The organism is Mesorhizobium sp. M0991, assembly GCF_040318915.1.
In the GTDB taxonomy this organism is placed as follows: domain Bacteria; phylum Pseudomonadota; class Alphaproteobacteria; order Rhizobiales; family Rhizobiaceae; genus Mesorhizobium.
In genome coordinates this window covers 1-23,101 of the sequence record NZ_JAMYNE010000052.1, presented here as the reverse complement: position 1 = coordinate 23,101, position 23,101 = coordinate 1, and the positions used below count along the sequence as shown (strand labels likewise).

The 23,101-nt window shown below is 59.7% G+C and carries 16 protein-coding genes and 9 pseudogenes; 12 read left to right on the top strand and 13 right to left on the bottom strand.

Going from position 1 to position 23,101, the window contains the following annotated elements; genetic code table 11:
• On the bottom strand, positions 1-761 hold a 761-nt coding region (locus NKH70_RS33470; protein ID WP_353027306.1), incomplete at its 3' end, for an aminotransferase class III-fold pyridoxal phosphate-dependent enzyme.
• A 472-nt stretch (positions 762-1,233) separates the two neighbouring features.
• Positions 1,234-1,619 (bottom strand): annotated as a pseudogene (locus tag NKH70_RS33465) (transposase); the annotation flags it as partial.
• A gap of 208 nt (positions 1,620-1,827) precedes the next feature.
• Between NKH70_RS33465 and NKH70_RS33460 the strand changes: the two are divergent.
• The 4 genes and pseudogenes from NKH70_RS33460 to NKH70_RS33440 all read left to right on the top strand — a co-directional run.
• Positions 1,828-2,009, top strand: a pseudogene (locus tag NKH70_RS33460) (hypothetical protein); the annotation flags it as partial.
• A gap of 374 nt (positions 2,010-2,383) precedes the next feature.
• Positions 2,384-3,355, top strand: coding sequence for a Rossmann-fold NAD(P)-binding domain-containing protein (locus NKH70_RS33455; RefSeq protein WP_353027305.1), 972 nt, complete (start codon positions 2,384-2,386; stop codon positions 3,353-3,355).
• 1,206 nt (positions 3,356-4,561) lie between these two features.
• A pseudogene (locus tag NKH70_RS35955) lies at positions 4,562-5,391 on the top strand (IS701 family transposase); the annotation flags it as partial.
• Positions 5,346-5,570 (top strand): hypothetical protein, encoded by a 225-nt coding sequence (locus NKH70_RS33440; RefSeq protein WP_353027309.1) that lies wholly within the window; start codon positions 5,346-5,348, stop codon positions 5,568-5,570. The pseudogene NKH70_RS35955 and the gene NKH70_RS33440, both read left to right, overlap by 46 nt.
• A 122-nt stretch (positions 5,571-5,692) precedes the next feature.
• On the opposite strand, the gene NKH70_RS33435 is transcribed toward NKH70_RS33440, so the two are convergent.
• Together NKH70_RS33435 and NKH70_RS33430 are read right to left on the bottom strand one after the other, a co-directional pair.
• Entirely contained in the window at positions 5,693-7,387 is a 1,695-nt protein-coding gene (locus NKH70_RS33435; protein ID WP_353027304.1) for a hydantoinase B/oxoprolinase family protein, read from the bottom strand.
• Positions 7,384-9,474, bottom strand: a complete 2,091-nt coding sequence (locus tag NKH70_RS33430) for a hydantoinase/oxoprolinase family protein (protein ID WP_353027303.1) — start codon at positions 9,472-9,474, stop codon at positions 7,384-7,386. The genes NKH70_RS33435 and NKH70_RS33430 overlap by 4 nt, the downstream gene beginning before the upstream one ends.
• 268 nt (positions 9,475-9,742) lie before the next feature.
• Between NKH70_RS33430 and NKH70_RS33425 the strand changes: the two genes are divergently transcribed.
• From NKH70_RS33425 to NKH70_RS33410, 4 genes and pseudogenes are all read left to right on the top strand, one after another.
• Positions 9,743-11,122 (top strand): aminotransferase family protein, encoded by a 1,380-nt coding sequence (locus tag NKH70_RS33425; RefSeq protein WP_502908452.1) that lies wholly within the window; start codon positions 9,743-9,745, stop codon positions 11,120-11,122.
• 614 nt (positions 11,123-11,736) lie between these two features.
• Entirely contained in the window at positions 11,737-12,489 is a 753-nt protein-coding gene (locus NKH70_RS33420; RefSeq protein ID WP_353027302.1) for a GntR family transcriptional regulator, read from the top strand.
• A 127-nt stretch (positions 12,490-12,616) separates the two neighbouring features.
• Positions 12,617-13,475: pseudogene (locus NKH70_RS33415) on the top strand (site-specific integrase).
• 12 nt (positions 13,476-13,487) lie between these two features.
• Positions 13,488-13,718: pseudogene (locus tag NKH70_RS33410) on the top strand (transposase zinc-binding domain-containing protein); the annotation flags it as partial.
• Between the two features lie 45 nt (positions 13,719-13,763).
• On the opposite strand, the gene NKH70_RS33405 reads toward NKH70_RS33410, so the two are convergent.
• Genes NKH70_RS33405 through NKH70_RS33395 form a run of 3 tightly spaced genes read right to left on the bottom strand, consistent with a single transcriptional unit; the run spans position 13,764 to position 16,887 of the window.
• Positions 13,764-14,753, bottom strand: a complete 990-nt coding sequence (locus tag NKH70_RS33405) for a tyrosine-type recombinase/integrase (RefSeq protein WP_353027300.1) — start codon at positions 14,751-14,753, stop codon at positions 13,764-13,766.
• Positions 14,750-15,655: a tyrosine-type recombinase/integrase gene (locus tag NKH70_RS33400; RefSeq protein WP_353027299.1), complete on the bottom strand. Its 906-nt coding sequence runs from the start codon at positions 15,653-15,655 to the stop codon at positions 14,750-14,752. Before NKH70_RS33400 ends, NKH70_RS33405 begins: the two co-directional genes overlap by 4 nt.
• Positions 15,655-16,887 (bottom strand): tyrosine-type recombinase/integrase, encoded by a 1,233-nt coding sequence (locus NKH70_RS33395; protein ID WP_353027298.1) that lies wholly within the window; start codon positions 16,885-16,887, stop codon positions 15,655-15,657. The genes NKH70_RS33400 and NKH70_RS33395 overlap by 1 nt, the downstream gene beginning before the upstream one ends.
• Positions 16,888-17,055: 168 nt before the next feature.
• Here NKH70_RS33395 and NKH70_RS33390 point away from each other — a divergent pair.
• Positions 17,056-17,612: pseudogene (locus NKH70_RS33390) on the top strand (IS91 family transposase); the annotation flags it as partial.
• Here the strand turns inward: NKH70_RS33390 and NKH70_RS33385 are convergent.
• From NKH70_RS33385 to NKH70_RS33375, 3 genes and pseudogenes are all read right to left on the bottom strand, one after another.
• A pseudogene (locus tag NKH70_RS33385) lies at positions 17,595-18,233 on the bottom strand (transposase domain-containing protein); the annotation flags it as partial. The pseudogenes NKH70_RS33390 and NKH70_RS33385 overlap by 18 nt on opposite strands.
• Positions 18,234-18,316: 83 nt before the next feature.
• Positions 18,317-18,652, bottom strand: coding sequence for an IS66 family insertion sequence element accessory protein TnpB (gene tnpB / locus NKH70_RS33380; protein WP_353027297.1), 336 nt, complete (start codon positions 18,650-18,652; stop codon positions 18,317-18,319).
• Positions 18,649-19,056 (bottom strand): transposase, encoded by a 408-nt coding sequence (locus tag NKH70_RS33375; protein ID WP_353027296.1) that lies wholly within the window; start codon positions 19,054-19,056, stop codon positions 18,649-18,651. Before NKH70_RS33375 ends, tnpB begins: the two co-directional genes overlap by 4 nt.
• A 560-nt stretch (positions 19,057-19,616) precedes the next feature.
• Here NKH70_RS33375 and NKH70_RS33370 point away from each other — a divergent pair.
• A pseudogene (locus NKH70_RS33370) lies at positions 19,617-19,739 on the top strand (hypothetical protein); the annotation flags it as partial.
• 171 nt (positions 19,740-19,910) lie between these two features.
• Here NKH70_RS33370 and NKH70_RS33365 read toward each other — a convergent pair.
• Positions 19,911-21,134, bottom strand: coding sequence for an ATP-grasp domain-containing protein (locus tag NKH70_RS33365; RefSeq protein ID WP_353027295.1), 1,224 nt, complete (start codon positions 21,132-21,134; stop codon positions 19,911-19,913).
• Between the two features lie 236 nt (positions 21,135-21,370).
• On the opposite strand from NKH70_RS33365, the gene NKH70_RS33360 reads away from it, so the two are divergent.
• On the top strand, positions 21,371-21,577 hold the full coding sequence (locus tag NKH70_RS33360; protein ID WP_353027294.1) for an ATP-binding protein: 207 nt from the start codon (positions 21,371-21,373) through the stop codon (positions 21,575-21,577).
• Positions 21,570-21,713 carry a hypothetical protein gene (locus NKH70_RS33355; protein WP_353027293.1) on the top strand — a complete coding sequence of 48 codons (144 nt, stop codon included), beginning with the start codon at positions 21,570-21,572 and terminating at the stop codon, positions 21,711-21,713. Before NKH70_RS33360 ends, NKH70_RS33355 begins: the two co-directional genes overlap by 8 nt.
• A 16-nt stretch (positions 21,714-21,729) precedes the next feature.
• On the opposite strand, the gene NKH70_RS33350 is transcribed toward NKH70_RS33355, so the two are convergent.
• Both NKH70_RS33350 and NKH70_RS33345 read right to left on the bottom strand, forming a co-directional pair.
• Positions 21,730-22,344: a helix-turn-helix domain-containing protein gene (locus tag NKH70_RS33350; protein WP_353027292.1), complete on the bottom strand. Its 615-nt coding sequence runs from the start codon at positions 22,342-22,344 to the stop codon at positions 21,730-21,732.
• A 376-nt stretch (positions 22,345-22,720) separates the two neighbouring features.
• Positions 22,721-23,086 (bottom strand): annotated as a pseudogene (locus NKH70_RS33345) (recombinase zinc beta ribbon domain-containing protein); the annotation flags it as partial.
• Between the last annotated feature and the right edge of the window lie 15 nt (positions 23,087-23,101).

Below are 23,101 nucleotides of genomic sequence, written 5' to 3'. Positions count from 1 at the left end.
TCGTCGCAGACGACGAGAATGCCATATTGCCGCGCGGTTTCGGCGACAGCAGCGATGAATTCGGGATCCGGCGGGATAAGGCCGCATTGGCTGGGCATCGGATCGAGTAGAATGCAAGCCAGTCGATTAGCGGCAGCGGCAATACGACGACGCGCACCATCAGCATCATTGAAACGAAGAATGACAACGTCATCGGCAACCGATGCCGGTGTGCCTGCATAAACTGGCACGGCGACCGGCGCCTCGGGCGAGCCCCAGGTAGCAGGCCCCCCTTTCTGCCCAGCCTCGGCCCAGTCATAGGCACCGTGATAGGCGCCCTCGATCTTGGCAATGCCCGGGCGTCCAGTGAATGCGCGCGCCGCCTTGATGGCAAACATAACGGCCTCGGTGCCGGTATTTACGAACCGGATTTGCTCGATAGCCGGGATGCGATCGACCAGCAACTCCGCGAGGTCGATTTCATACGCTGTGGGATTGGAAAAACAGGTGCCGTCGCGAAGTATACGGGCGACGGCATCAAGCACCGGGACAAAACCGTGCCCATGGATGAGGGTTGTAAAATTGTTGTTGAGGTCCAGGAAACGCTGCCCGTCAACATCAACCAGATATGCACCCTCGCCTTTTAGGACATAACGCGCCACTGGATCGCGCTCTACCGTCACTCGTGTGGTCCCGTCGGGGAAAACCGTGCGGCCGCGAGCGAACAGTCGCTGTGATTGTTCATCCGGCAAGGCAGCGATCGCCAGGATCTCGCCCAACATGTAAGTCTCCTCAGACAGGGACACGCCCGGTTCCGTCTATTTTGTTGCAACAAAACCACGAAACCCTGCACCAGCGCAAGGCCTTTTTCAATCTAACCGTGCTCTTGCGCGCGAGTTCCAGTTCCAGGTGGGCGAAGGCCTCGATGAGGATGAGCCGAGAACGCAAATTCACTAAGCCATGATCTGGATAGACAAAGGTAATTTCCGTCTAAGGGTTGCTGCCCCGGCGCCCTAAGTTCAGCGAAGCGGCCCGGAGGAACACCGCTTCGATTGTTCGAGCCATTAATTGAATACCGCTCCTCCAAATTATCTCGAGCGGTTCCGAATCATCAGCCGGCCCCTATCCATTTCGGCCACTTTCGTTAATCACAGTTGTGGACTCTGCCCACTTCCACAGCACCTCCGATCGCTCCAGGGTCTCTTACGTTGCGAAGACCGGCTGACCGCGCCCACGGTCGGGGTCGACGCAACCGCGGGCCGAAGCGACAAGCTGCTTGCTCAATTCGGCGGTGCGGGCGCGCTTGCCCCTCCAGGCATCGAGCAACGGCATGATAATCTGCTGGAGCCCGGCATTGTTCGCTAATGGGCTGCGCAATGGCCTTCGAACACGCGCCCCGCACCCTTGGGAACGACCAGGCCGAACGTCTTCATCAGACCGCGGATCTGGTTGGACGGCTGGGTTGTCATATTGTTTGCCAACCAGCATGATGTCAAAGCTCTTCACGCGCACCTCACGGTAAAAGCGGCCTCAGCAAGATGTGCGAGCCCGTCGGCGTCATTTGCGTCGGTGTTGTTCGGCGCCATATCCAGCGCCGCCCTGGCATGGCGGGCATCAATGCAGATCGCCGGCAAGCCTTCCAGCGTCACACGGCTGATGCAACAGGTTTCTTCAGGCAATTTTCCTCCTGTGAAACAGAACTGACGCGACTTGCAGGTCGCACGAAGACGCTCTTTGCGAGGTCGATACCGACTGTGGCAAGATCTGACATGGGTGGCTCCTCCAAACGGGACAATGACAGCCCGACTATGGCGCAATGCGACGCGAGAGCAGGAGCCATTACGATCAATTGAGAACGCCTTCGTCAAACTCAAGGCGCCGATGGGAGCAAAGGCTGACAGAACGATCAAGGCTCTTTGACGCGGTGTGCGGTCGTCAACCTCGTCACCCCAGCCGAATGTGCCAACTACTTCAAAGCCGCACGATATGAACCCGGATTAAACAGGACGTGCTTTCTAGTCTTAGTCTAGAAGCACAGAAGCACGTCGTGGCCACGACACCACGTGTCGGGTTCGTCGAGTCCACGACCCGGCCCGGTGCGGCTTGGGGCTGCCGCCTTTTTCATGGAAGCCCATGAACAATGGCCAAAACATTTCCTCTTCGGTGATCCGCCAGATTGGCACGAGGTTTGCGCCCTCCGGTGCGAAGGAGTAGCTGCCGACCGGATCGTCATGGCCTGGGTAACTGCGATCGATGAAGAATGAGGGAGCAACAATATGACGGCCTCCAGAGCGGATGCGATTCTGCATCTCGCGGAGGGCGAAGGTTCAGTGGAAGACCTCGAACTCGAGAACCTGCCGCCGTCAACGGTAGCTTGAAATTCAATCAACTTTAGGAGGAAACGATGGGAGAGTTTGCTGGCTTTTATGTTGATCACCGGATGACCTCGCCTCTGGTAATGGCGCAGCATTCGGCGAAGATCAAACCAATTGCGAAAGAGCTTGCGAGAAGCGGCGTTCTCCTGATCACAACCTGCTTGCGAGTTGAGGTCTATGGTCAGGAGCACGCACTAAGAAGTGTCGATAAGAAAATATTTTCAGGCTTTTCATCTGAGCGAGTTGAAGGTGCCGCCGCTATTACTCAGCGTCTCGCCGAGATTGCGTCCGGCGCTCATTCCCAGATCCTCGGTGAGAATTACATCAGCAGTCAGCTCGAGGACTCAATCGGACTTCTCGATCCAAACCTTCCGATCTTCCAGATAGCCCGGCTTGCAATTGATATTGGCCGTGCATCTCGCGCGCGCGCGCAGTTCATTGCACGATTCAACTATGATAAGATTGTCCAAGACATCATAGCTGATCGATTTCAAAATGGAGAGCTACCCGACCGCCTTTACATGATCGGGGCAGGTATGCTGGGTCGCGAGCTGATCAGGAGTGGTATGGGAGAGCGATTTCGTTCCACGGTAATCGTAACGCGGAATCCTAAGAAGCTTCGCAAACGTCTTCGCGCCTGGACTGACATAGACGTCGCGCTGACGCGCCCGGCAGAGATTGGGCAAGCACGCGAACCAAGGTCGATCGTTGTGATCGCAACCACCGATGTCAATGATGAATACCAAGCCATACTTCGCAGGGCAGTTCTGCGATTGGAGCCGCGCACCATTTTAGATCTGTCATCAATACCGGCGCTGTCAAACAGCGGAGTGGGAAAACTCAACTATGTGACAATGTACGACGCAGAGTTTCTCCGGTTCATCGACCAAAATAACCAAAATCTGACTCCGAAGTTGGCGCTCTTGTGTTCTGATATCAATGCAACACTCCGAGCTGCGCAAATCTATATTGCAGAGACATCGCCGTTTCCCGCAGAATGAGATCGTCGAAGTTTTCCTGGGCAAATATGTTGCGTAGGCAAATGGTCTCATCGGCTTCGCATTTGTCGGTAAAGAGGCGTCCCGGCAGCTAGTGTTGCGGCCGGCTGCGCTGCAATGACGAAAGCTTTTCGCGCAGTCACAGGTCGTCAAAGCGCCGAAGCCCGTATGGCGGCGGCATCATCAAATCAGCCGTAGCTGTCTTTGGGTGACAAAGGCCGCTTATGATTTCGAGCCGCTCTTGTTCTGACCTCTATCGCGAGGAGAAGCTGACGGTTCGCCGCCTTGGCGGCGCAGCGGGCGGTCAGAACCGGGGCGCCGATGCTGGTTGCCGCTGCGTCCCGACGAGCAGTGGTCCCTCGACTCGCCTCCGGCCAACTCACCGACGGGCACTACTTGCGCACCGTCGGCAACGACTGCACGCAGGATGCCTGACTCAGGTGGCCGACACTTCGCTCTCGGGCGAACGGTTGTGCGCGAGTTGGATCGGCTTACCGCTGTCTCGGCTGCCGCCGCCCCTTAGTTCCTTTCGTGCTGTGGCAGCGGATTCACCTCGAACTGCATCCCTGGCATGGGGCGCACCAGGCCCGTGTCGAATGGCACTATATCGCGCTTGGCAAGCCGATGCAGACGGATCTTGTAGAATAGCCCTCTCCTTCTCATTCGGCATCTTGGCGCAGGCGCATGGAGTGGGACGAGCCTGGATGCCAGTCATCAAGACAGTCATCAAAGCAGGCATGAAGAGGATCGCTATCGCCGGATCGAGGTGATCACCGGCCCGCGGCGGCGGCGCAACTGGACGCCGGGCGAAGAAGGCTCGGGTCGTCGCGGACAGTGCGGAGTCGCGCGCCAACATCTCGGCAGTCGCGACATTGGGCGCAAGGCATCCACGATGGCGGCCATCAGGGTCGGATCGATCTAGCCCGTCAAGACGAGGCGGCTTTCACCGATCTCGAACTCAATCCGACCGGCCGACGTGGGCACCTCGTGCTGCGCTGCGCCGGCGTGCTCGAGCTGCCGGTCCTCGCCCGCGATCGTAATTGGCACAAACTGCAGGGCTGACGTCCTCTCCGCAGCCGCTTTCGCCTGCACCAGCCCCGCCTGTAGCCGCCCAGACGGAAAGGAGGCCACGACTTACCCAATCTATCGCTTCGTGCATAGTCTCCGGACCGCAACTCCACGCATCGGTGCGCGAACAGCGATCGCGATCGTTCCGCCGGTGTCGCGCGTCAGTACTCGGGAACGGCGGGGAGGATCGAGAACAGCCAGATCGGCGTGTTCTTGGCTTACGCGAGCCGCTACGGCCAAGCGCTGGTCGATCGTCGCCTTTATCTGCCGGAGAGCTGGACAAAGGATCGGGCGCGATGTGCCAGGGCGTCGATCCCGGAGACGGTGGAGTTTGCGACCAAGCCAAAGATGGCGCGCGCCATGGTCGAGGCGGCGCTCGATACCGGCGTCCCGTGCGCTTACGTTCTGGGCGACGCTGTCTACGGGGCGGACAGCAGCCTTCGCCGGATGCTGGAAGCTCGCGAGCAGCCCTATGTCTTGGCGGTTCGAGGCTCTCACTTCATGCGCCGTGGAGAGGATCGTGGGTTTGAGGAAACCTCGCCCGAGGAACTGGCCAGCGAGTTCGAGCCCGACGACTGGGCCTGTCATGCGGCAGGTGAAGGCGCCAAAGGGCCTCGGCTCTACGCCGCCCTTGGACGTCAAAAGGCGGCTTCGAGCATTGGCTTCTCGTCCGCCGCAAGCGATCGACATCCGGAGAAAAAGCCTACTACCTAGTCTTAGCCCCGCCCGGTTCCTCCTTGGCCGAATTGGCGGCAGTGGCCGGACTGCGCTGGGCGATCGAGGAGTGCTTTGAGCGCGCTAAGAATGATCTCGGACTTGATCATTGCGAGGCTCGGTCCTGGCACGGATGGCATCGCCACATGAGCCTGTGCATGGCCGCCCTGGCATTCCTCTCGAAGCTATCGGCTGATCTTCGCCGCAGCGCATGGAGCAAACCGAACGAAACGAGTCCAAAGGAGCCAATCGCCGCCCGATCCGGATGGCTGCGCTCGTCCCGAGCGTCCCCGAGATCCGCTATCTCCTCGCCCGGATCCTCATCTTCCCACCGACACAAAAGCCCTTCATCATCGCCTGGTCGCTATGGCGACGACGACATCAGGCCGCGGCCACCATCTGTCACTACAAAAGGCATAAACATCCGCAACTGTAGTACTAGGTAGGCACCGCACCGCTGCCCCTTAGCGCGACCACAACCGCCCGCTGAGCCGGCGAACGGCGAGTCCTGAGGGGCAGTCCGATCTCGAGGACGAACTGCCCCTGGTTCCGATCCAGTTAAATGGGGACGGACAGGGCTGGTTCCTCGGCGTATCCATAAACGGTCCGAGCATGGTCGAGTGTGATCACGCCGTCGTCTAGGTCTCTCTGCACCGCCGCACGTTCTCGCAGTCGAGGATCGCCCCAACCGCCGCCGGAGGATGACTCGATCGTCACGCGAACTGGCGGGAACTGTCGCACGCCGTACTGCGGGGTATCCAGGACTTCACCGGAGGCCAACTCAATTGTTAGCTCGCCTCGACTTCCATCACCGCCGCCGATTGCGCCCAATCCGCTTGGTGTTCGGACACCTTCTCCCATGAATTTGTAAGTCCCCGCCGCTTCAACATCCGCGACGTACCTGACGCCCGTTCCACCTCGGAATTGCCCCGGTCCACCGCTGTCCGTCCGAAACTCATGAGTATAGACGTGGAGAGGATAGAGCTGCTCATAGTTTTCGACGTTGGGCAGCGCAAGGCCACCCATCGAAACAACCTGGCTGATAACGTTGAACCCGTCCCGTCCGAACACTGCGCCCGCCCCCGAAGATGCGTTCCAATGAGCGAAAGAGAATGCCCCAAGAGCGGGATCATTGATTGAAGTAGAACAATAAGAAGCTTTGCCCCAAGTACCGCTCGCTCTTTGTGGGTCCGATTGAGCGAGTGCCTTCCAACACGCGTTGATTATGTCGGCTCCTGGGAACATCGTATTCATCGTCATTGGTGCCGGCGGCAGGGCGTTAACGACAGTCCCCTCCGGAGCAATGATCTTGATCGCCCGCAAGGCGCCCTCGTTGCGCGGCAACGCTGCACTCCCGAGAAAGCTCATGACACCAACGAACACTGCGGAGGTTGTGTTGGCTACCGAGCTATTCTTAAAGCCCTTGATTTGGGGATGACTGCCAGTGAAATCCACAGTAATGCTATCGCCGTGGATTGTGAGTTTGACTTTGACCGGAACTCGGCATTCTTCGAAACAGTCGGTATCGCTGACGTCCTCTGCTTCGTAGGTGCCATCTGGTAGCCGAGCAATTTCCTCGCGCATCATACGCTCGGCGTGGGCCAGAACTGCGCTCAAAGCCATCTTGCTTCGCTCGAGGCCCAACTCATCAAATAGCTTCTGCAGCCGTTGAGCGCCGATTCCTGTCGCGCCCAGCATTGCACGTAGATCACCTTCCATCATCTCCGGATAGCGGGAGTTTAGCAAAAGAAGCTCCCACAGATCTCCCCGCGTTTTGCCACCCTCAACCAGCTTCATAACTGGAAGTCGAATTCCTTCATGAAAGATTTCGGTAGCGCACGGATTATATGTCCCAGGAGCGCCGCCACCGATGTCACATTGATGTGCGCGGTTGCACACGAAGGCCACAGGGGATCCGTCGCAAAATACAGGCTTGATGACGGTCCAGTCAGGCAGGTGATTTCCACCGGCGACATATGGATCGCTTAGGATAAACACGTCCCCAGCAACCATGGCATCGCCGAATTTACGAACTACAGCGCGCAATGCGAAGCCCGCGCCCCCGGTGTGGATCGGCAGTCCATCTGCTTGCGCGACAACCTCACCGTCGGCGCTGCCCACGAAACAAGAAAAGTCGTGCGACTGGCTGAACCCAGGACTGCGCGCCGTTCTCGCCATGACGAAGCCCGTTTGCCGAGAGACGTGGTCGAGCTGCTTTTGAATTAGCGCTAGTTGAACGGCATCGAAACTCATGCTGCCACTCCCGATTGCTGGTTGTTGAGGTGGATTATGAAATTGGATGCTCCATCGACCTCCAGTCGGCACCCCTCTGGCACTACAACCGTCGTGGTCGAACCTTCCAACAGGGCCGGCCCATCAACGGTGTCTCCATACTTGAGAGCATCGCTCTCAAAGATGGGCGTCTCCTTGAAATCGTCAATCTCGTTCCAGTAGACGCGGCGGATCTCTACCGCCCGGATTTCCCTCTTGACGCGCTCGCCGTTCTCTTGTTCGGAGAACCCCAAACGGACCGATCCCGTAGCACGTCCACCGGTGATAAAGATGTCGTCTTCCCCTTGATCATGCGCGTAAAGCCTCCGGAACTGCTCCATGAAAGCCGCACGGATCGCGTTCGTCTCTGGCTGATCAACCCGCACGTCTACTGAAGATTGCTGGCCCCGGTATCGAAGCTGTAGAGCTCGTTCGATGACAATGTCGTCCATGGCAAAGCCCTCGTCCAGGAACCTGTTCCGGCATTCGTGCGCGAGCGTGTCGAGGAATTCCTCGATCTCATGTTCAGATGTCGCCCCCAGCGGCTTTAGCCATGACCTGACGACGTCTTGCCGGGCATCCGCCGTGCACATGCCGAATGCACAGAAGACGCCCGCAACGCGGGGCACAAATACGGCGCGGCACCCCAACGCGCGGGCGACGGAAGCGCCGTGCATCGGGCCAGCGCCACCAACGGCTACAAGGACAAAGCGAGAAGGATCGAAGCCTCTCTCTACGCTGACTTTTTCAACCGCATGCACAACCTCCTGCTCCATGAGGCGCACGATACCAGCAGCAGCGCGTACAGTTGTAATCCCTGAAGGGGCAGCAATGCGACTGTCGATTGCCCGTTCGGCAAGCTTCTTATCAAGCGTTATTAAGCCGCCACCGTACCGGCCGCTCTCTAGCCGACCTAAAACAAGCTGCGCATCGGTAACTGTTGGATGTACGCCACCTCGGGCGTAACAGACTGGTCCCGGAAACGCGCCTGCACCGTCCGGCCCAGTTCGAAGCATGCCCCCTTGATCACGGCGGGCGATTGTTCCCCCTCCGGCGCTGACCGTGTGAATGTCGACCGCCGGCAAAGCCAAGTGATACCCGTTCACGTCAGTGCTGTTCGTCATTGCGACGCCAGACTCGTCGGTGAGGATTACATCGCAACTGGTGCCGCCGATTTCGATTGAAATTAGGTTTGGAGAGCCAAGAGCGTTGGCACAGACTACAAGTGCGCTCGCTGCAGCAGAAGGCCCGGATAGCAGAAGAGACGCCGGCCGGTGTTCGACCTGCGGCACTGAAACGACTCCTCCGTTGCTTTGCATAAGGAGAAGGGGGCGCTTCAGACCGGATTCTTTGAGGCGTAGCTCCAGACGTCGGAGGTACGGAACAACACGTGGCGCTACATAGGCGTTGAGAACCACAGTTGATGTGCGTTCATACTCGCCTACCATTCGCACGATGTCGGAGGAGGCATATACCCAGACCTCCGACCAGAGCTCGCGAACGAGTGCCTTGCATTCGTGCTCGTGTTGACTGTTCAGGAAGCTGTTAATGAAGCTAATTGCAATTGCCTCTACCCCTTCCTTTTGCATCTCAGCGACGGCCCGTTTAATGTCGTCGTGATCGAGAGGAATGCAGGGCTGTCCGACCTTATCAATTCGCTGCCGAACCGGCAGTCGGAGACTCCGGGGCACAAGCACAGGTGGGAAGGGCGTACGATGGTCCCAAATATCCGGGCGAATTCCACGACGGATTTCGAGAGAGTCGCGAAAGCCCTCTGTTACCAGCAGGCCGACTTTTGCCCCCTTGCTCTCAAGAAGAGTATTTGTCGCAATAGTTGACCCATGTACGAAATGAGAGCACCCACTCAGTATTGCTTCGATTGATAGACCGGTAGCATCGGCCGTAAGCCGGAGCACATCCATCACCCCTTCCGACGGATCATCTGGCGTTGTGAAAGCTTTCTGCTGCCAGAGAAGGCCATTGGAGTCGATCAGCACCAGGTCCGTAAAGGTCCCGCCTATGTCGATGCCAATGCGCCAGGGTGCAGTCAAATTTTTGGAGATGTGCATTTTTCTTCCTGTTTGGAGCCATGCGGGCCGGGCATGCTGTTTGACTCGCTCGGCCTTCTCGTTAGACGGGACACTGCAATGTGATCAGCGCGGCAGAGTCATCTCTATGCCCGCCTGCATCTTTTGTTGCATCAAACATCAGAGAGGCGCGGGTGTCAAGACCGGTGCCGCTTCCTGTCGGGCATTTTTGTCACAACCGCCAGAATCTGCTTGCAGCGCGCGTCGTTCCGGTCTTTGTTGCAACAAAACGACATTTGGAGTACCTTAGATGACTATGAGCAAATCTGGCCCTGCACCCACTATCTCGGAACCCTCCCACGCCGCCACGAATCTTGTGACGGGGCGGCGGCGGCCAGTGGTCGACCGGGCTGAAGGTATCTACTTGTGGACTCAAGACGGACGCCGGCTCATCGACGGGTCGAGCGGGCCTGTCGCCGCCAATATCGGCTACGGCAACACAAATGTTCTTTCCGCTATGCGGCGTCAGATGGAAAAAACGACTTACGCCTGCCGTCTGCATTTCGAGAACGAGCCGACGGAGGAGTTGGCAAGCGATCTGGCGCGTCGCATGCCCGGTTTGGATCAACTTTTTTTCAGCTCAGGGGGCTCTGAGGCTGTCGAAACATGTCTCAAGCTCGCTCGACAATGGGCGGTTGCCACGGGCCAATCCTCGCGCTGGAAAGTAATAAGTCTGATGCCATCGGGCCACGGGGTCACTTATGGGTCGCTCGCAATCGCTGGAGATGGTGTCTTGACCGACGTCTTTGCTGATCAGATCAGAGTCATGCCGAAGATACCTGCCCCTATGGCGTATCGCGATTTTGACGATCTCTCGATGGAAGAACGTGGCATCAAGTACGCCGATCTGTTGGAAGGTAAGATCCTGGCGGAAGGACCAGAGACCGTTCTCGCCTTCATAATGGAGCCCATAGGGGGGGCGGCAGCGGGTGTCCTGATCGCGCCGGACAGCTACTACTCCCGGATCAGGGAAATCTGCGATCGATTTGGGATTTTGTTGATCCTAGACGAGGTGATGACCTGCGTCGGTAGGACCGGCAAATTCTTGGGTGGTGATCATTGGACGTGTCGGCCCGACATCATCGCTCTTGGGAAAGGGCTGGGGTCGGGATATGCCCCGATCAGCACGATGGCTACATCGCTAAGGCTGGTGCAGCCAGTGCAAGACATGGGCGGGTTCAAACATGGTTACACCTATGGCAGCAACCCACTGTCGAGCGCGGCTGCCCTTGCTGTTTTAAGGGAGGTCGATCGACTGGGTCTCATCGAAAACTCGGCAGCGATGGGCGAGATCCTGTTAGCTGGACTGCATGGGCTTGCTCAGCGTTTTCCCTTCATTGGCCACGTGCGGGGAAAGGGGCTGCTTACGGCCATGGAATTCATGGCGGATGCCGCGAGCATGAAGAGCTTCCCGCCGGAGTTGAGGGTCGCCGAACGCGTGATCGACCTAGCCTACGAGCGAGGGCTGATCGTTTATTTCCGGCGCGTAAGCGGAGGAGTGCCGGGTGACTGCGTAATGGTATGCCCCCCGATAATTGTAAATCGAAGCGAGATAGGCGAGATCCTTGCAGTTCTCGCAGACGCGATTTCGCTTTTAGCGAGGGAGCTCGGTCTGCCGGTAAATGGATGATGGCATGGTTGTGCAGCACCTACATCCGCGACATCGCGCGATTGATAGGCAGGAGATAGGGGTTTGTTACTTAACTGGTGGATCGGGCTGCACCCTAGACGGGTTGCGCAGCTTGCGTTCGCCTAAGAGGAGATGGCCCAAGAGATATTATTTCCAGCGACCCACAACCCGGGGTAGCGTGAGGCGGAATAACGCCTGGTTGTGGCACAAACCCGGTCTGCCGCGTTGCAATTCATCGTCAGCCAGTATTCGACTGCGGGGGCGGTCGCACTCGAGGAGTCCGCCCGAGATACGTCCGCAGCGAATACTGCTCCGTTGCGGCGCCAATTGCGGAGAGTGTGCAAATCCTTCAGCACGCCGAGGGTGTCAACTTGAGACAAAAACTTATCGTCGCGCACACGGCGATTCTGCACGTTGGACTCATGGCAGAAATGTACAACAATGCGGGTAGGCTTTCGACAACTCGGAGGTTGTTCTAGGGTGTTGAATGACAATCGGACCAGCCATGACGAACCGTGACGCTTCGGTGCATCCTTACATTTTTCCGCTAGTGCTGCCAATTTCCTGTACGTCCGTGTTTTGTGATTTGCTGCAACAATATCCAAGGGGGGTCAATGGGCAGCATTGTTGGTGACGAGAACTCAGACGGGATCATCCTCGAAACGCCCGACCAGGGCCCTGAAGAGGGCGGCGGGCGGTTGGACCTTGCACCCTTAGAGAAGAACGTTCGACTCGGCGATCTGGCTTATGAAGCAATGAAAGACCGTTTGATCCGCGGTGCCTTCGAGCCAGGACGTAAACTGACGGTGCGCGCGGTGGCAGAAGCGCTCGGTGTGAGCTCCACACCGGCTCGCGACGCTTTGAACCGCCTCGCCGCTGAAGGTTCGCTCGTCTATTCTGGCCCTAAGACCGTCATCGTCCCATACTTGACGATAGATAAACTGGAGGAAATTACGGCAATGCGCCTTGCTCTTGAAGGTTTAGCAGCCGAGCGCGGCGCGGCGAACTCTCCGCCAGCTCTTGCAGATGCCCTAGAGCGTATGCAGTCGACGATCGGCAAAGCACTCGAAACTCAGCGGTATGCCGAAGTTCTCTGGACGAATAAGGAGTTCCATTTCGCGGTCTATAAGAGGTGCGGCATGCCTCATCTTCTCTCGACTATCGAGACCCTATGGCTGCGGATCGGCCCCTCGTTTCACGACCTCTATCCCGAGTTCGCGATTCAGAAATACGGCGTTCACAATCATCAGGTGGTTATGGAAAGCCTTCGCGAGGGCGATGCACAAGGCGTTCGGGCAGCGTTTGAAAACGATATCCGCGATGGCTACCGACGCTTAAAACAGGCCATCCGTGCGCGATCGCCCTAGGACCAATCGACATTCAGGATTGAACGAAGCCGCTGACGCGGCATTTGGTGCACCGGTTTGCGAATGACGCTTCTGTTTTGAAGGATTGCTGCTGTTGAAGCACAACCTTGAGAACAGGAGCAATGAGATGGCCGAGTTGAGCCCGCTTCGCCGGCGCATGATCGAGGACATGACGATCCGCAATCTGTCGCCGGCCACGCAACGATCCTACGTGCACGCGTTAGCGAAGTTCTCCCGCTACTGTGGCCGATCTCCGGACCGGCTTGACCTGGAGGACGTTCGCGCCTTCCAGGTGCATCTGGTCTCGACCGGAATCTCGTGGCCGGCGCTGAACCAGACGGTGTGCGCACTGCGGTTCTTTTACGGCGTGACGTTGGGTCACGCCGAGATCCCTGAGCGAACCGCCTATGCGCGCGCCACGCACGCTGCCGGTGGTTCTCAGCGCTGACGAGGTTGTCCGCTTTCTCGAGGCGGTGCCGAGTCTGAAGACGCGCACCGCCCTGACGACGGCCTATGCCGCGGGCCTTCGCGCTTCGGAGACTGTTGGACTGAAGGTCGGCGACATCGACAGCGGACGCGGCGTGATCCGGATCGAGCACGGCAAGGGCGGCAAGGACCGCACGGTGATGCTGTCGGCGCAGCTTCTGCGCATCCTGCGGGTCTACTGGCGGCCGGCGAAGCCGCAGGGCTGGCTGTTTCCAAGCCGGGATGCAAATCGACCCATCGACGTTCAGGTATTGTACTCGGCCTGCCGCTCGGCGCGTGCGGCCGCCGGCATCGACAAGCGCGTGACGGTCCACACGCTCAGGCACAGCTTCGCCACGCATTTGCTGGAGAACGGCACCGACATTCGCATTATCCAGGTGCTGCTCGGCCACAACAATCTGTCCTCGACGGCGCGCTATACCAAGGTCTCGAACGGCCTCATCCGGCGCACGACAAGCCCGCTCGACCGGTTGAACATCGAAGTCGTGCCGCCGGGCTGATCGGTTCCGCCCATGTCGGCGAGACTGGAGGTGGCGGATATCTTCCGCCGCCATGGCGAGGCGTATCGGCAGGCTCATGACGGTCATCTCGGGCGCGTCGAGCGCCGGACGATGAGCGCCATCGAACTGTGCCGGACCGCCGAACTGGGCGGCCACGTCGAGGGCTGCCGGTCCTGCGGGGCGATCCGCGTGGCCTACAATTCCTGTCTTATGGGCAGATCCTGTAATGGGGAGTTGGCGGCGACTTGATCGCGCTCTTCTGTCCACCGCCGCCAACCCGACTCACCATTACGAAGGGCGCTTGAGGAGCGCGATCAGCCTATCGGACGGCTGGAACGCGCCGCGCCGCAGATGCGGTGGAACGATCGATTCCATGGCGTCGAGCTTTTCCGTTGGATCGCCACGCGTGTAGATTTCAGAGGTCGTCAGAGTGGCGTGCCCCAACCACAGCGACACCTTACGGATGTCCTGCGTTGCTTGCAGGATGATCATCGCGCATGTGTGCCTCAGCACGTGGGGCGAGATGCGTTTCTTGTCGAGGCCAGGATGCGCTCGAGCAGCGGTCGCTGCATGCTGTTTGAGGAGATAGGCGAAGCCCCATCGGCTCAGCGGCGCTCCCCGGGCGTTGACGAACACCTCGGGTGCTGCGACCCGCCCGCGAACGGCGAGCCAGGCGCGCAGGGCTGCGGCCGTGGTCTTCCACAAGGGAAGCGTCCGTTCCCGCCGTCCCTTGCCCAGGACACGAATGCTCTTCGACGACAGGTCGATATCCTCGAGTTTCAACCCCGTCAGCTCGGACACGCGCAGACCTGCACAAATCGCCAGATGCAGCATGGCCCGGTCGCGGATGCCATCGCGCGTGCCGGGATCCGGGGCGTCGAGCACCGCTTGCAGCTCCTCCCGCAGAAGATAGGGGACCAGACGCTGATCCGTCTTCTTGAATGGGATCGCCAGGACGCGGCGGATATGCTCCAGGGCTGCCGGCTGCCTGTATTCAAGGAAACGGAAGAAGGACTTGATGGCCGCCAGCCGGACATTGCGCGTCACCGGCGCGTTTTTGCGCTTGTCCTCGAGATACTCCAGGAAGGCGCTGATGAGGCCGGCGTCGAGTTGCTCCAGCGTCAGCGCCGATGGCGAGACCTTCAGCCTCTTTGCAGCGAACATGAAGAGCAGCTGGAAGCTCAGGGCATAGGAGTCGCGCGTATGCCGACTGACGCCCCGCTGACGGGCGAGTGTCTCATCGAGGAACGCTTCGATGAGGGGAGCAATCGGCGTCATGATTGCCTCCCTTCGGTGAGGAACCCTTCACCGGCCGCGGCGACGTCGCGCATGAGGTCGGCGGTGGCCTCCAGGTACCAGTAGGTCGCATAGATGTTGACGTGACCCATGTAGGTCGCAAGCGCGGCCATATGTGCGCCGCTTCGACTGCGATCCGCCGGACTGCCTTGCAGCGCGCGCACCGCAAACGTGTGCCGCAGATCGTGCAGGCGCGGGCGGCGCTTCGCCGCCGGCACGATACCTGCCGTGCCGACCAGCCTGTCGAAGGTCTCTTTGACCGCAATGTAGCGCAGCGGCAGACCACGTGCGTCAATGAACACCGGATCAGTCTCGGAACAGGGCCGGCGACGCGCCAGATATCCCTTCAAGCCCGCTACTGCCGTGTCGTGCAGCGGCACCAGGCGGGTTTTCCGGAACTTGGTCTCGCGGATCAGCAGGCCATCGCGCGTCACGTCGGCGACCGTCAACTTCAGCGCTTCGGAGATCCTCAACCCGGTGACTGAGAGCAGTGCGATCAATGTCGCATAGGTCCGCGAGCGCAAGCCGCCTTTGGGTCGAAGCCGAAGCGCGGCCTTGATCAGGCGATCGATCTCCGCTGCTGAGTAGATATGCGGCGAGCGCCGCGTCTTGCGGGCGCCGAAGTGATTAACCGGCGGCAGCTCATGCCGGGCGTCTTCAACCCGGACATGACGCACAAAGCGGCAGACGGCTTTCAGCCGGGCATCACGTTGCGCGACAGACGGTCCGCGCGCCGCCCAATCGATTGCGGTTTGCGTGTGGACGTGCGTTTGCCCGCGCTCGATCGCAAAGGCGGCAAAGCTCGTGAGCAGGTATTCCGCATTCAGCATCGCGAATCCAGTGGCACGGCGGAGCGCCAGATACGTCTCGATGGCCTTCAACATCAGAGAACCTCCGGCCAGGGCTGCGCGATTTGCTTCAGGAGCGTGACATCGGCCTTGGCGTAATGGGCCGTCGTGTCGATACCTCGGTGCCGCAGGACCAACCCGATCTTCTCAAGCGGAACGCCATGACGCAGCATCTCGGTCGCCGCCGTGTGTCGCAGGACGTGCGCCCCCTTGGCTGGCGCCACGATGCCGGCCCGCTGCATGAGGCGTTTCACCACCGACGAGATGCCGTCACCGTTCCGGAGCGGTCGAAACGGCGCGATATTGCGCAGGAACACGTGATCGCTCGGGCAGGTCGAAGGGCGGCACACCAGATAGGTTGCGATCGCATCCCCGACGTCTTGCGGAAGCGGCAGACGCACTTCGTAGCGCGACTTGCCCGAGACCCGCAGCGAGCCCGTCTCCCACTCGATGTCGTCGAGGCGGAGTTGCGCCACGTCGCCGGCCCGCAGCCCGAGGCGCACCAGGAGCAGGACGATCGCGCGATCGCGCCGGCGCGCAACGACTTCGCCATCGCATGCCGCGATCAGCCGGTTCACCTGCTCCGACGCCAGATATCGCGGCAAGTCGGCAAGCCGCCAATGGGCATAGCCCGGAACGACATCGGCGAGACCTGCTCGGCAGCGGCCTTCGACAGCAAGATACCGCAAGAACGCGCGCAGGCTGGTCGTCAACTTCTCGACGGTTCCATTGCCGCAATGGCTCGCCCGGTCCAGGAAAAAGCTGCGAATAGCGGCTGGTCCCCACCGCTCTGGATCCTCCCCGAGTGCCGCCATCAAGTGGGCGGCGTCGCGGGCGTAGAGCTTGACGGTGGAATCGGACGCCCCGCGGTGCTTGCGCAGCCACACTTTGAAGTGAGCCACCAGGCATGGCTCGGCACACTGCAATGCGGCAGCGGCGGACTGACAAACGCCGATTTCGACAAGGTGCTGGCGAAAGAGCCTGGCGCCGAAAATGGTGTGGTGGTTGCGGCGCCCTCCCATGGCGCGTGGACATCGACAAGTGCGCAAGTGCTCGCTGAACACCGCCAGATCAATGTCGCTGGGCATTGCCCCTTGCCGAGCCACGACATGGCCGAGATGCGCTGCCGCCCGCAAATATCGCGCGGCCGTGCCGGCACTATAGCCCTGCCGCTCGAGCGCGGCTGCGAAACCGTCAAGGTATGGTGCGCTTGGCCCGCTCCGCAGATGCCCCAGCAGCTTCGATGCCGAGAAGTAAGTCTCCAACATGTTCGTCTCCGTTTATGACCGGCCGTCAGTGGCCGAGCCTACGGAGGCGCAGGACCGCGCTGTTATGGAGACAATGAGCGCTACAATTCACCGAAAAATGCCGATGCCGGCACGCCAGCTCCCCATTACAGGATCTGCCCATAATGCAGGTAATGGGCGTCGCCCATTACCTGTCGCAACCGGCATTGCCCCAAGTGCCAGGGAAAGGCCTGCCGGGAATGGCTCGCCGCGCGGCAGGACGAGCTCCTGCCGGTTCCCTATTTCCACGTGGTGTCACGCTGCCGGCCGAGATCGCCGCGATCGCTTTCCAGAACAAGGCGGCGGTCTACACGATCCTGTTCAAGGCGGCCGCCGAGACGCTGCGCACGATCGCCGCAGATCCCAGACATCTCGGCGCCGGGATCGGTCTCATCGCGGTGCTGCACAGCTGGGGCCAGAACCTCACCTATCATCCCCACCTCCATTGCATCGTCCCGGGCGGCGGCATCCCCCTCGATGGAGGGCGATGGGTCACCTGCCGGCCAGGGTTCTTCCTGCCCGAGCGTGTACTGTCGCGCCTGCTCCGCCGTCTCTTTCTGGAGGAACTCCGAGCGGCCTATGATGAGGGCGGGCTGGGCTTCTTCGGCGATCTCGCCTACCTGGCAAAGCCTGATGCCTTCGTCTGCTTGCTCGCCGAGGCTCGTCGTCGTCAATGGGTCGTCTACGCCAAGCGGAAGGCCATCGGCGTATTTCGACACCGCGATATAGGCAAGCAGCCGCTCTGTCGGCAGGCCGCTTTCGATGATGTGCGCGGGCGCCAGTGCCTGGACCACGCCGTCACGACCCTGAAGGCATATTTGGGACGGCGCGTCACAATGACCCGGAACTTCGGCGGCACGACGTCCAGCCGCTCGGACCGATCCTCGCCGATCAGAACCTTTTCCAGCCCCTCGCGATCGGCTGCGATTTCCGGCGACAACTTCCTCGATGCGTTCGAGATGCGCGGCAAAGCCCTTGCGCGGACGCGCGGCACGCTTCGGCTTGTCCTTGACCGCGTGATCGAGTTCGCTCTGGATCGCGGAAAGGCCAGTCTCGACCTCTTCGAAGGAAAAGGAAGCCTGCTCGTCATTGATTGACAGGCGCAGCCGTTCGGAACGCTTGCCGTATTGCGCGCGCTCCAGCACCTTCACGATCGACGTGAGGTTGGCGATCCGCTCGTTGGCGCTTCTCTCGACGGCCGTCAGCCGGGCGACCTCCGTCGTCGCTGCTGCAAGCTGAGCTTCGTTTGCAGCCCGCTCGCTGGCCGTCGCGAGGATCATCGCCTTCAGCGTATCGTCGTCCGGCAGATCGGGAGCAGGCAAAACCATGCGGGAAGGAGAGCACAAAAACAGCCGCTTTCCCAACAATTACAGCCACATAATTCATCTTGCCGCAGGCCTGATTCAGCCTGTCAACAACGGTCGGCGAACCCTGGCCGGCCGGATTTTCTTCCAATCGAGCCCAGCCAAAGCGTCATAGGTTGCGAATGGTCGAGACGCATGCGCGCCGCCGATATCGCCGGCCAGCAGAAGCTGTGCTCTTCCAGGGTTTTCGAGTAAAGGCAGACCCCGCTGCCGTCCCACCACACGATGCGAACACGGTCCGCCCGCTTCGATCCAAACACGTGAAGCGCTCCGGAGAACGGGTCGAGGCCGCCATCCCTCACCAGAGACATCAACGATGCGGCTCCCTTGCGGAAGTCGACCGGCTGGCACGACACGTAAACGACAACTCCTGAGGTGATCATGCCTTGCGCACCGCGCGCATGATCTTGACCAGACGATCGGGATCAACATCGCCGCCGACGCGCACCACCACATCGCCGACGACGATTTCCACCATCTCACTGCCCGCCGCTTCAAAGCGCGTGAACCTGACCGGCTTGACTTGCCCCTCTGTGCGCGGCGAAACCGCTCCAGATGCCAGCGCCTTGCGACGCCACGCATAGACCTGCGAAGGGTCCAGTTCGTGAGAGCGGGCAATCGTCGAAACATTACTCCCCGGCGCCAACGCCTCCGCAACAAGCCGCGCCTTGTCCTCGTCCGACCAATGACGCGACTTGCGTCGAGACTTCAAAGGCTCCGCCGTCAAAACCTCAAATGTCCGATGCTGATTCATACTTTCGCTCATAGGATGCTCCGCATGACTCATGCAGAAAATGAGCGTTCAGAATCCCGCACGCCACGTGGGGTGGCCTACGCGCGTACCGAACACATCAACAATCCGCTCATGCTCCGTGCGCTCAATCGGAAGGGCGGTTGGTATCAATCCTTCTTGCCGTAACGCGGCAAGCAAGCGCCGGAGCGCCGATCGGTCGCCCGAATCGATGCTCCAGTGTTTGGAACGGTGCTCAAGAAACCGCTCAACATGAACTTCGCTTAAATCCTGGAGATAGTGCCGTTGCCGACATGCCAGTCTCTCAGCTCACGAAATAGATCAGCGATCGCCAGGTGCATTGCCCGACAATCTGCCCGCATAAACGCGTGCAAACTCGCCATATGGCCCGTAGATCAGCTTCCGTTACAGTGTGCTGCGTTGCAGATAGTCACATGCGTTCATGTGTCCTCTCCTTCGCGCCAATTGCGACGGAGAGCCTAAGCTATGCCGATCCAGCTACCGCTACGTTGAGGAAAGTGTTGGTGAAAACTTGCTCACTCGGCATAGTTCGGCGGTCGGCATAAACCTGCAAACTCAATGGCGTCGAGCCACTCGGATATCTCGCCGACGTACTCACCAGATCGTCAACGGCCATCCGAACAGCCAGATCGACTAAATTTCGCCCGCGGGGTAGCAGGTCGAAGTCAGGTTCCGCATTACCTTTGGACGCCCCCTGAGCCGCCAAACGCGTCACCGTCCAGCAAAGACCGTTTGCGTTCCCTTCGTGACCATTGGTAGCGAAGTCACCGCCTGCGTGGAAAGCCTTGTGCCGGCATTCTGCAAGAGCCCGTCATGTGCCTGAACAATCACCCGGAACCGCCGACCCATTAGGAGGCCAATCTCTCAGATCACCTGACAGGCGGAAGGGGTATGATAGACCAGCCAATTAGGTCGATAGCACGCTGAAGTATAGCCTCGGTCTCAGCCCGGCTTGGTGAGGCGGCGATGACATGTCCCATAGTGTCTCGGAAATCGCCTTTCCTGACGATCGGCGTCTTGGGTTCAACATACAATTTCACCTCGGCGACACCTGGTATGGCAACCGCCAGACTGCCGCCCTCAATCCTGTCGAGGACGCCGTCGCACTCAGGAATGAGAAACCGCGCTGCCGCAGTCCGCGAATGCCTTCTGCGCAAATCCCATTCCTCGCCGATCACAAGCTTGAGGTGCTCGTTGATGATGTCGACACCGTAAGCCAGCTGAATCAGACGAGGAGTGGCCCACCCCGGAAGACGCGGATTGACCTCGATGACTACTGGGCCACGCTCCGTCCACCGAAATTCAATGTTCGCTGGCCCCCAGCCAAGACCGACAGCTCGCAAGCAGTTCAGCGAAACATCGGCAATACGCTCATGCTCCTCATCTGTCAGCGGGGCCGGGAATATGCTCTCGCGGGGGACGAAATGCGGTGGGCGGTCGAAGTCGGCGGCACCAACCGCAACGATCGCGTTCCCCATGGTAGCGACGTCATAGAATGGGCCTTGTGCGAATTCTTCTACCAGTATTCTTGGCGGGGACAGCCAAATGTGCTGCCGGCCCAATAGGTAGGTCGTATGTTCGGCTAACTCATCGAGGTTGCGGCACAATCGGACGCCGCGACTGCCTGTACCTATCGCTGGCTTAAGAATTACCGGTAGGCCGATCTCCGCAGCAGAACTTTCCACGTCCATCCGATTTGCTGCCAAGCGATAAGCAGGTACTAAAACGCCAACCTCCGCGAGAAGCTGACGTTGAGTGAATTTGTCGCAGCATCGTTCAATAGATGTGGCGTTCGGTCCCGGCAGATCGAAATAGCGGCACAGCTTGCCAACTGTCGCATAAAATGAGTCCCCGACGGACGTAATGCCAGCAATGTCATAGGTCGCACGTAGCCGAGAACATTCGCGGATCAGCGCATCGAGATCGTCTGTATCGACATGGATTGCCTCGATGCCTTCCGACGCAAGATAGTCGTACTGAGCTGGATCAGCCGATAGCGTAATAGGATGAAGACCAAGACGCAGGGCCGCTTGTACGTACAGCGGAGCATTAAACCGGGAACCTTCAACCAGGATGAGTGCTCTTCTTGGCATTGGCTGTTGATCTTCCTGTCTGAGCGAAAATCGGCATCAGCTTTTCGTTCGGCGTGCGTGTTTTCTATCTTTCCTCCGCCGGCACGGAAACTACCCCATCTAATAGTTGACGTACCCGCTTGTGGCCCACGATCAGCGTTTTGCCGCCGAGACAGGCACTTCCACATCCAAGCCCACGCCATCACACACCAACATCCGCGGCGGCTCCTATTATCAATGAAGGAAGGAAACCAACCATGCTAACACATCCAAACCTCGACCAGATGCAGGCTCTCGGCCTTGGCGGAATGGCCGCCGCCTATCTGGACCTGGCCGACCAGAGCAACGCCGACGATCTCAGTCACGACGAACGGCTTGGCCTGATGGTCGATCGTGAAGCCGCCATGCGTGCCGACAAGCGGCTGACCAACCCTCTCGTCGTTGCCCGGCTGCGCTTTGTTTGACGCCCGCATCGAGAACATCGACTTCGCCGCGCATCGCGGGCTCGACCGGCGCAATACGCTGTCGCTGGCCCAAGGCGCCTGGCTGAAGGCGCATGAAAACCTCGTCATCACCGGGCAGCCCGATCCCACGACATAATGCACACCTCGCTATGTTATTGAAAAAGCTGGATCTGCTGATCCTGTGATTGTGATAATGGACTGTGTCCGCTCCTGCCGGAATGGTGCTGGATATCGAGTTGCTCGATATCTTCATGAAGGATGATCCAGGGCGTACCCTTGCAATACTGCTCGGCCTTCAGATCGCCGGCGCGGATCATGCGCAGCACGGTCATTGGCCGCAGGCCGAGCTTCGCAGCCGTTTCCTGCAATGTATACTCGCCGCGCTCCGACCGTTCGTCTTTTTTGTAGACGGCGATGTCGTGCTGGTTGCGGAAAGTGCAGACACGGGACTGCGTCCATCCGTTCAGACGACCCGTGGTTTTGCCGAGCCGGTTGAGAAGCGATGCGATCGCTCTATCCGGCAACTGGCGTGCCAGGGCACGGATCAGGTCCTCGATGTCCGGCGGGGCGCCCCAACGGTGATGGCCTGCCTTGTTCTTCCTGACCGAAAGCGCGGTATGGTCGCCGCCCTGCCAATGCACCAGCATTTTGATGTGGTCGTCTTCGATGGCGACGACAATCTCGCGGATCACGGCACGGATGATCCGCTTGCGCGTGGTGGCGGTGGCGTTGGCATGATGCCATGCCAGTTCGAGATCGGCGCCCATGCGCAGACAGGCTCCGCCGTTCCTCTTCTCCCAGAGCCTCAGGCTTGTGGCGGTCGAGCGCGTCAAGCTCGTCCTGACGCTCGCGGACGGCTACGAGCGCGGCATTCCAGCGTCGCTCCAGTTCGCCTGCTACAAGCCGGTTGTCCGGGTCGACGGCGTCATACTGGCGGCGTGCATGGGCGGCTTCATAACGTGCCTGCTCGAGTGCGAGCTCCACATGGCGCCGCTTCTCTCCAGCCTGCACGGTGGAGGTCTCGATGGCCTTGATCGCCGCTTCCATGCCGAGCGGTTGAAGGCGTTGAAGAACCTCCGCGCTGACCGCCTGATCGACCCGCAACGATCCGAAGCCGATGCACGGGTCGGTTCCGTGGTTGACCTGCGCTCCGCGGCAATGATAGCGCCCCGTATTGCCGTTGCTGCCGGAATAGGAGACATGCAGCTTGCGGCCGCAATGGCCGCAGCGCAAGAGACCGCCGAGCAGCAACTCGCCCCGGCGAAGAGCACCACGCGGCACCAGGCCTTTGCTTGTGGCATTGTCCGTGATCAGGCGCTGATTCCTCTCAAAATCGTGCCAGCTCAGGTAACCTTCGTGATGGTCGATGAGCAAGACCTCCCAGTCGGCGCGATCGCACCTGATCCCACGCAAAATCCGTTTGCGTCCGGCCTCTATGGTGACTTTGCTGCAGGTTCGTCCGAACGCATAGGCGCCGGCGTAGATCGGGTTGGTGAGAATGTGGTGCACCGTATTGTAGACGGG

Coding starts and splice junctions, on each gene's coding strand:
- NKH70_RS33455 (WP_353027305.1), top strand. CDS start 2,384: ATGGGAGAGTTTGCTGGCTTTTATGTTGATCACCGGATGACCTCGCCT.
- NKH70_RS33440 (WP_353027309.1), top strand. CDS start 5,346: ATGGAGCAAACCGAACGAAACGAGTCCAAAGGAGCCAATCGCCGCCCG.
- NKH70_RS33435 (WP_353027304.1), bottom strand. CDS start 7,387: ATGAGTTTCGATGCCGTTCAACTAGCGCTAATTCAAAAGCAGCTCGAC.
- NKH70_RS33430 (WP_353027303.1), bottom strand. CDS start 9,474: ATGCACATCTCCAAAAATTTGACTGCACCCTGGCGCATTGGCATCGAC.
- NKH70_RS33425 (WP_502908452.1), top strand. CDS start 9,743: ATGACTATGAGCAAATCTGGCCCTGCACCCACTATCTCGGAACCCTCC.
- NKH70_RS33420 (WP_353027302.1), top strand. CDS start 11,737: ATGGGCAGCATTGTTGGTGACGAGAACTCAGACGGGATCATCCTCGAA.
- NKH70_RS33405 (WP_353027300.1), bottom strand. CDS start 14,753: ATGACGCCGATTGCTCCCCTCATCGAAGCGTTCCTCGATGAGACACTC.
- NKH70_RS33400 (WP_353027299.1), bottom strand. CDS start 15,655: ATGTTGAAGGCCATCGAGACGTATCTGGCGCTCCGCCGTGCCACTGGA.
- NKH70_RS33395 (WP_353027298.1), bottom strand. CDS start 16,887: ATGTTGGAGACTTACTTCTCGGCATCGAAGCTGCTGGGGCATCTGCGG.
- tnpB (WP_353027297.1), bottom strand. CDS start 18,652: ATGATCACCTCAGGAGTTGTCGTTTACGTGTCGTGCCAGCCGGTCGAC.
- NKH70_RS33375 (WP_353027296.1), bottom strand. CDS start 19,056: ATGAGTCATGCGGAGCATCCTATGAGCGAAAGTATGAATCAGCATCGG.
- NKH70_RS33365 (WP_353027295.1), bottom strand. CDS start 21,134: ATGCCAAGAAGAGCACTCATCCTGGTTGAAGGTTCCCGGTTTAATGCT.
- NKH70_RS33360 (WP_353027294.1), top strand. CDS start 21,371: ATGCTAACACATCCAAACCTCGACCAGATGCAGGCTCTCGGCCTTGGC.
- NKH70_RS33350 (WP_353027292.1), bottom strand. CDS start 22,344: ATGGGCGCCGATCTCGAACTGGCATGGCATCATGCCAACGCCACCGCC.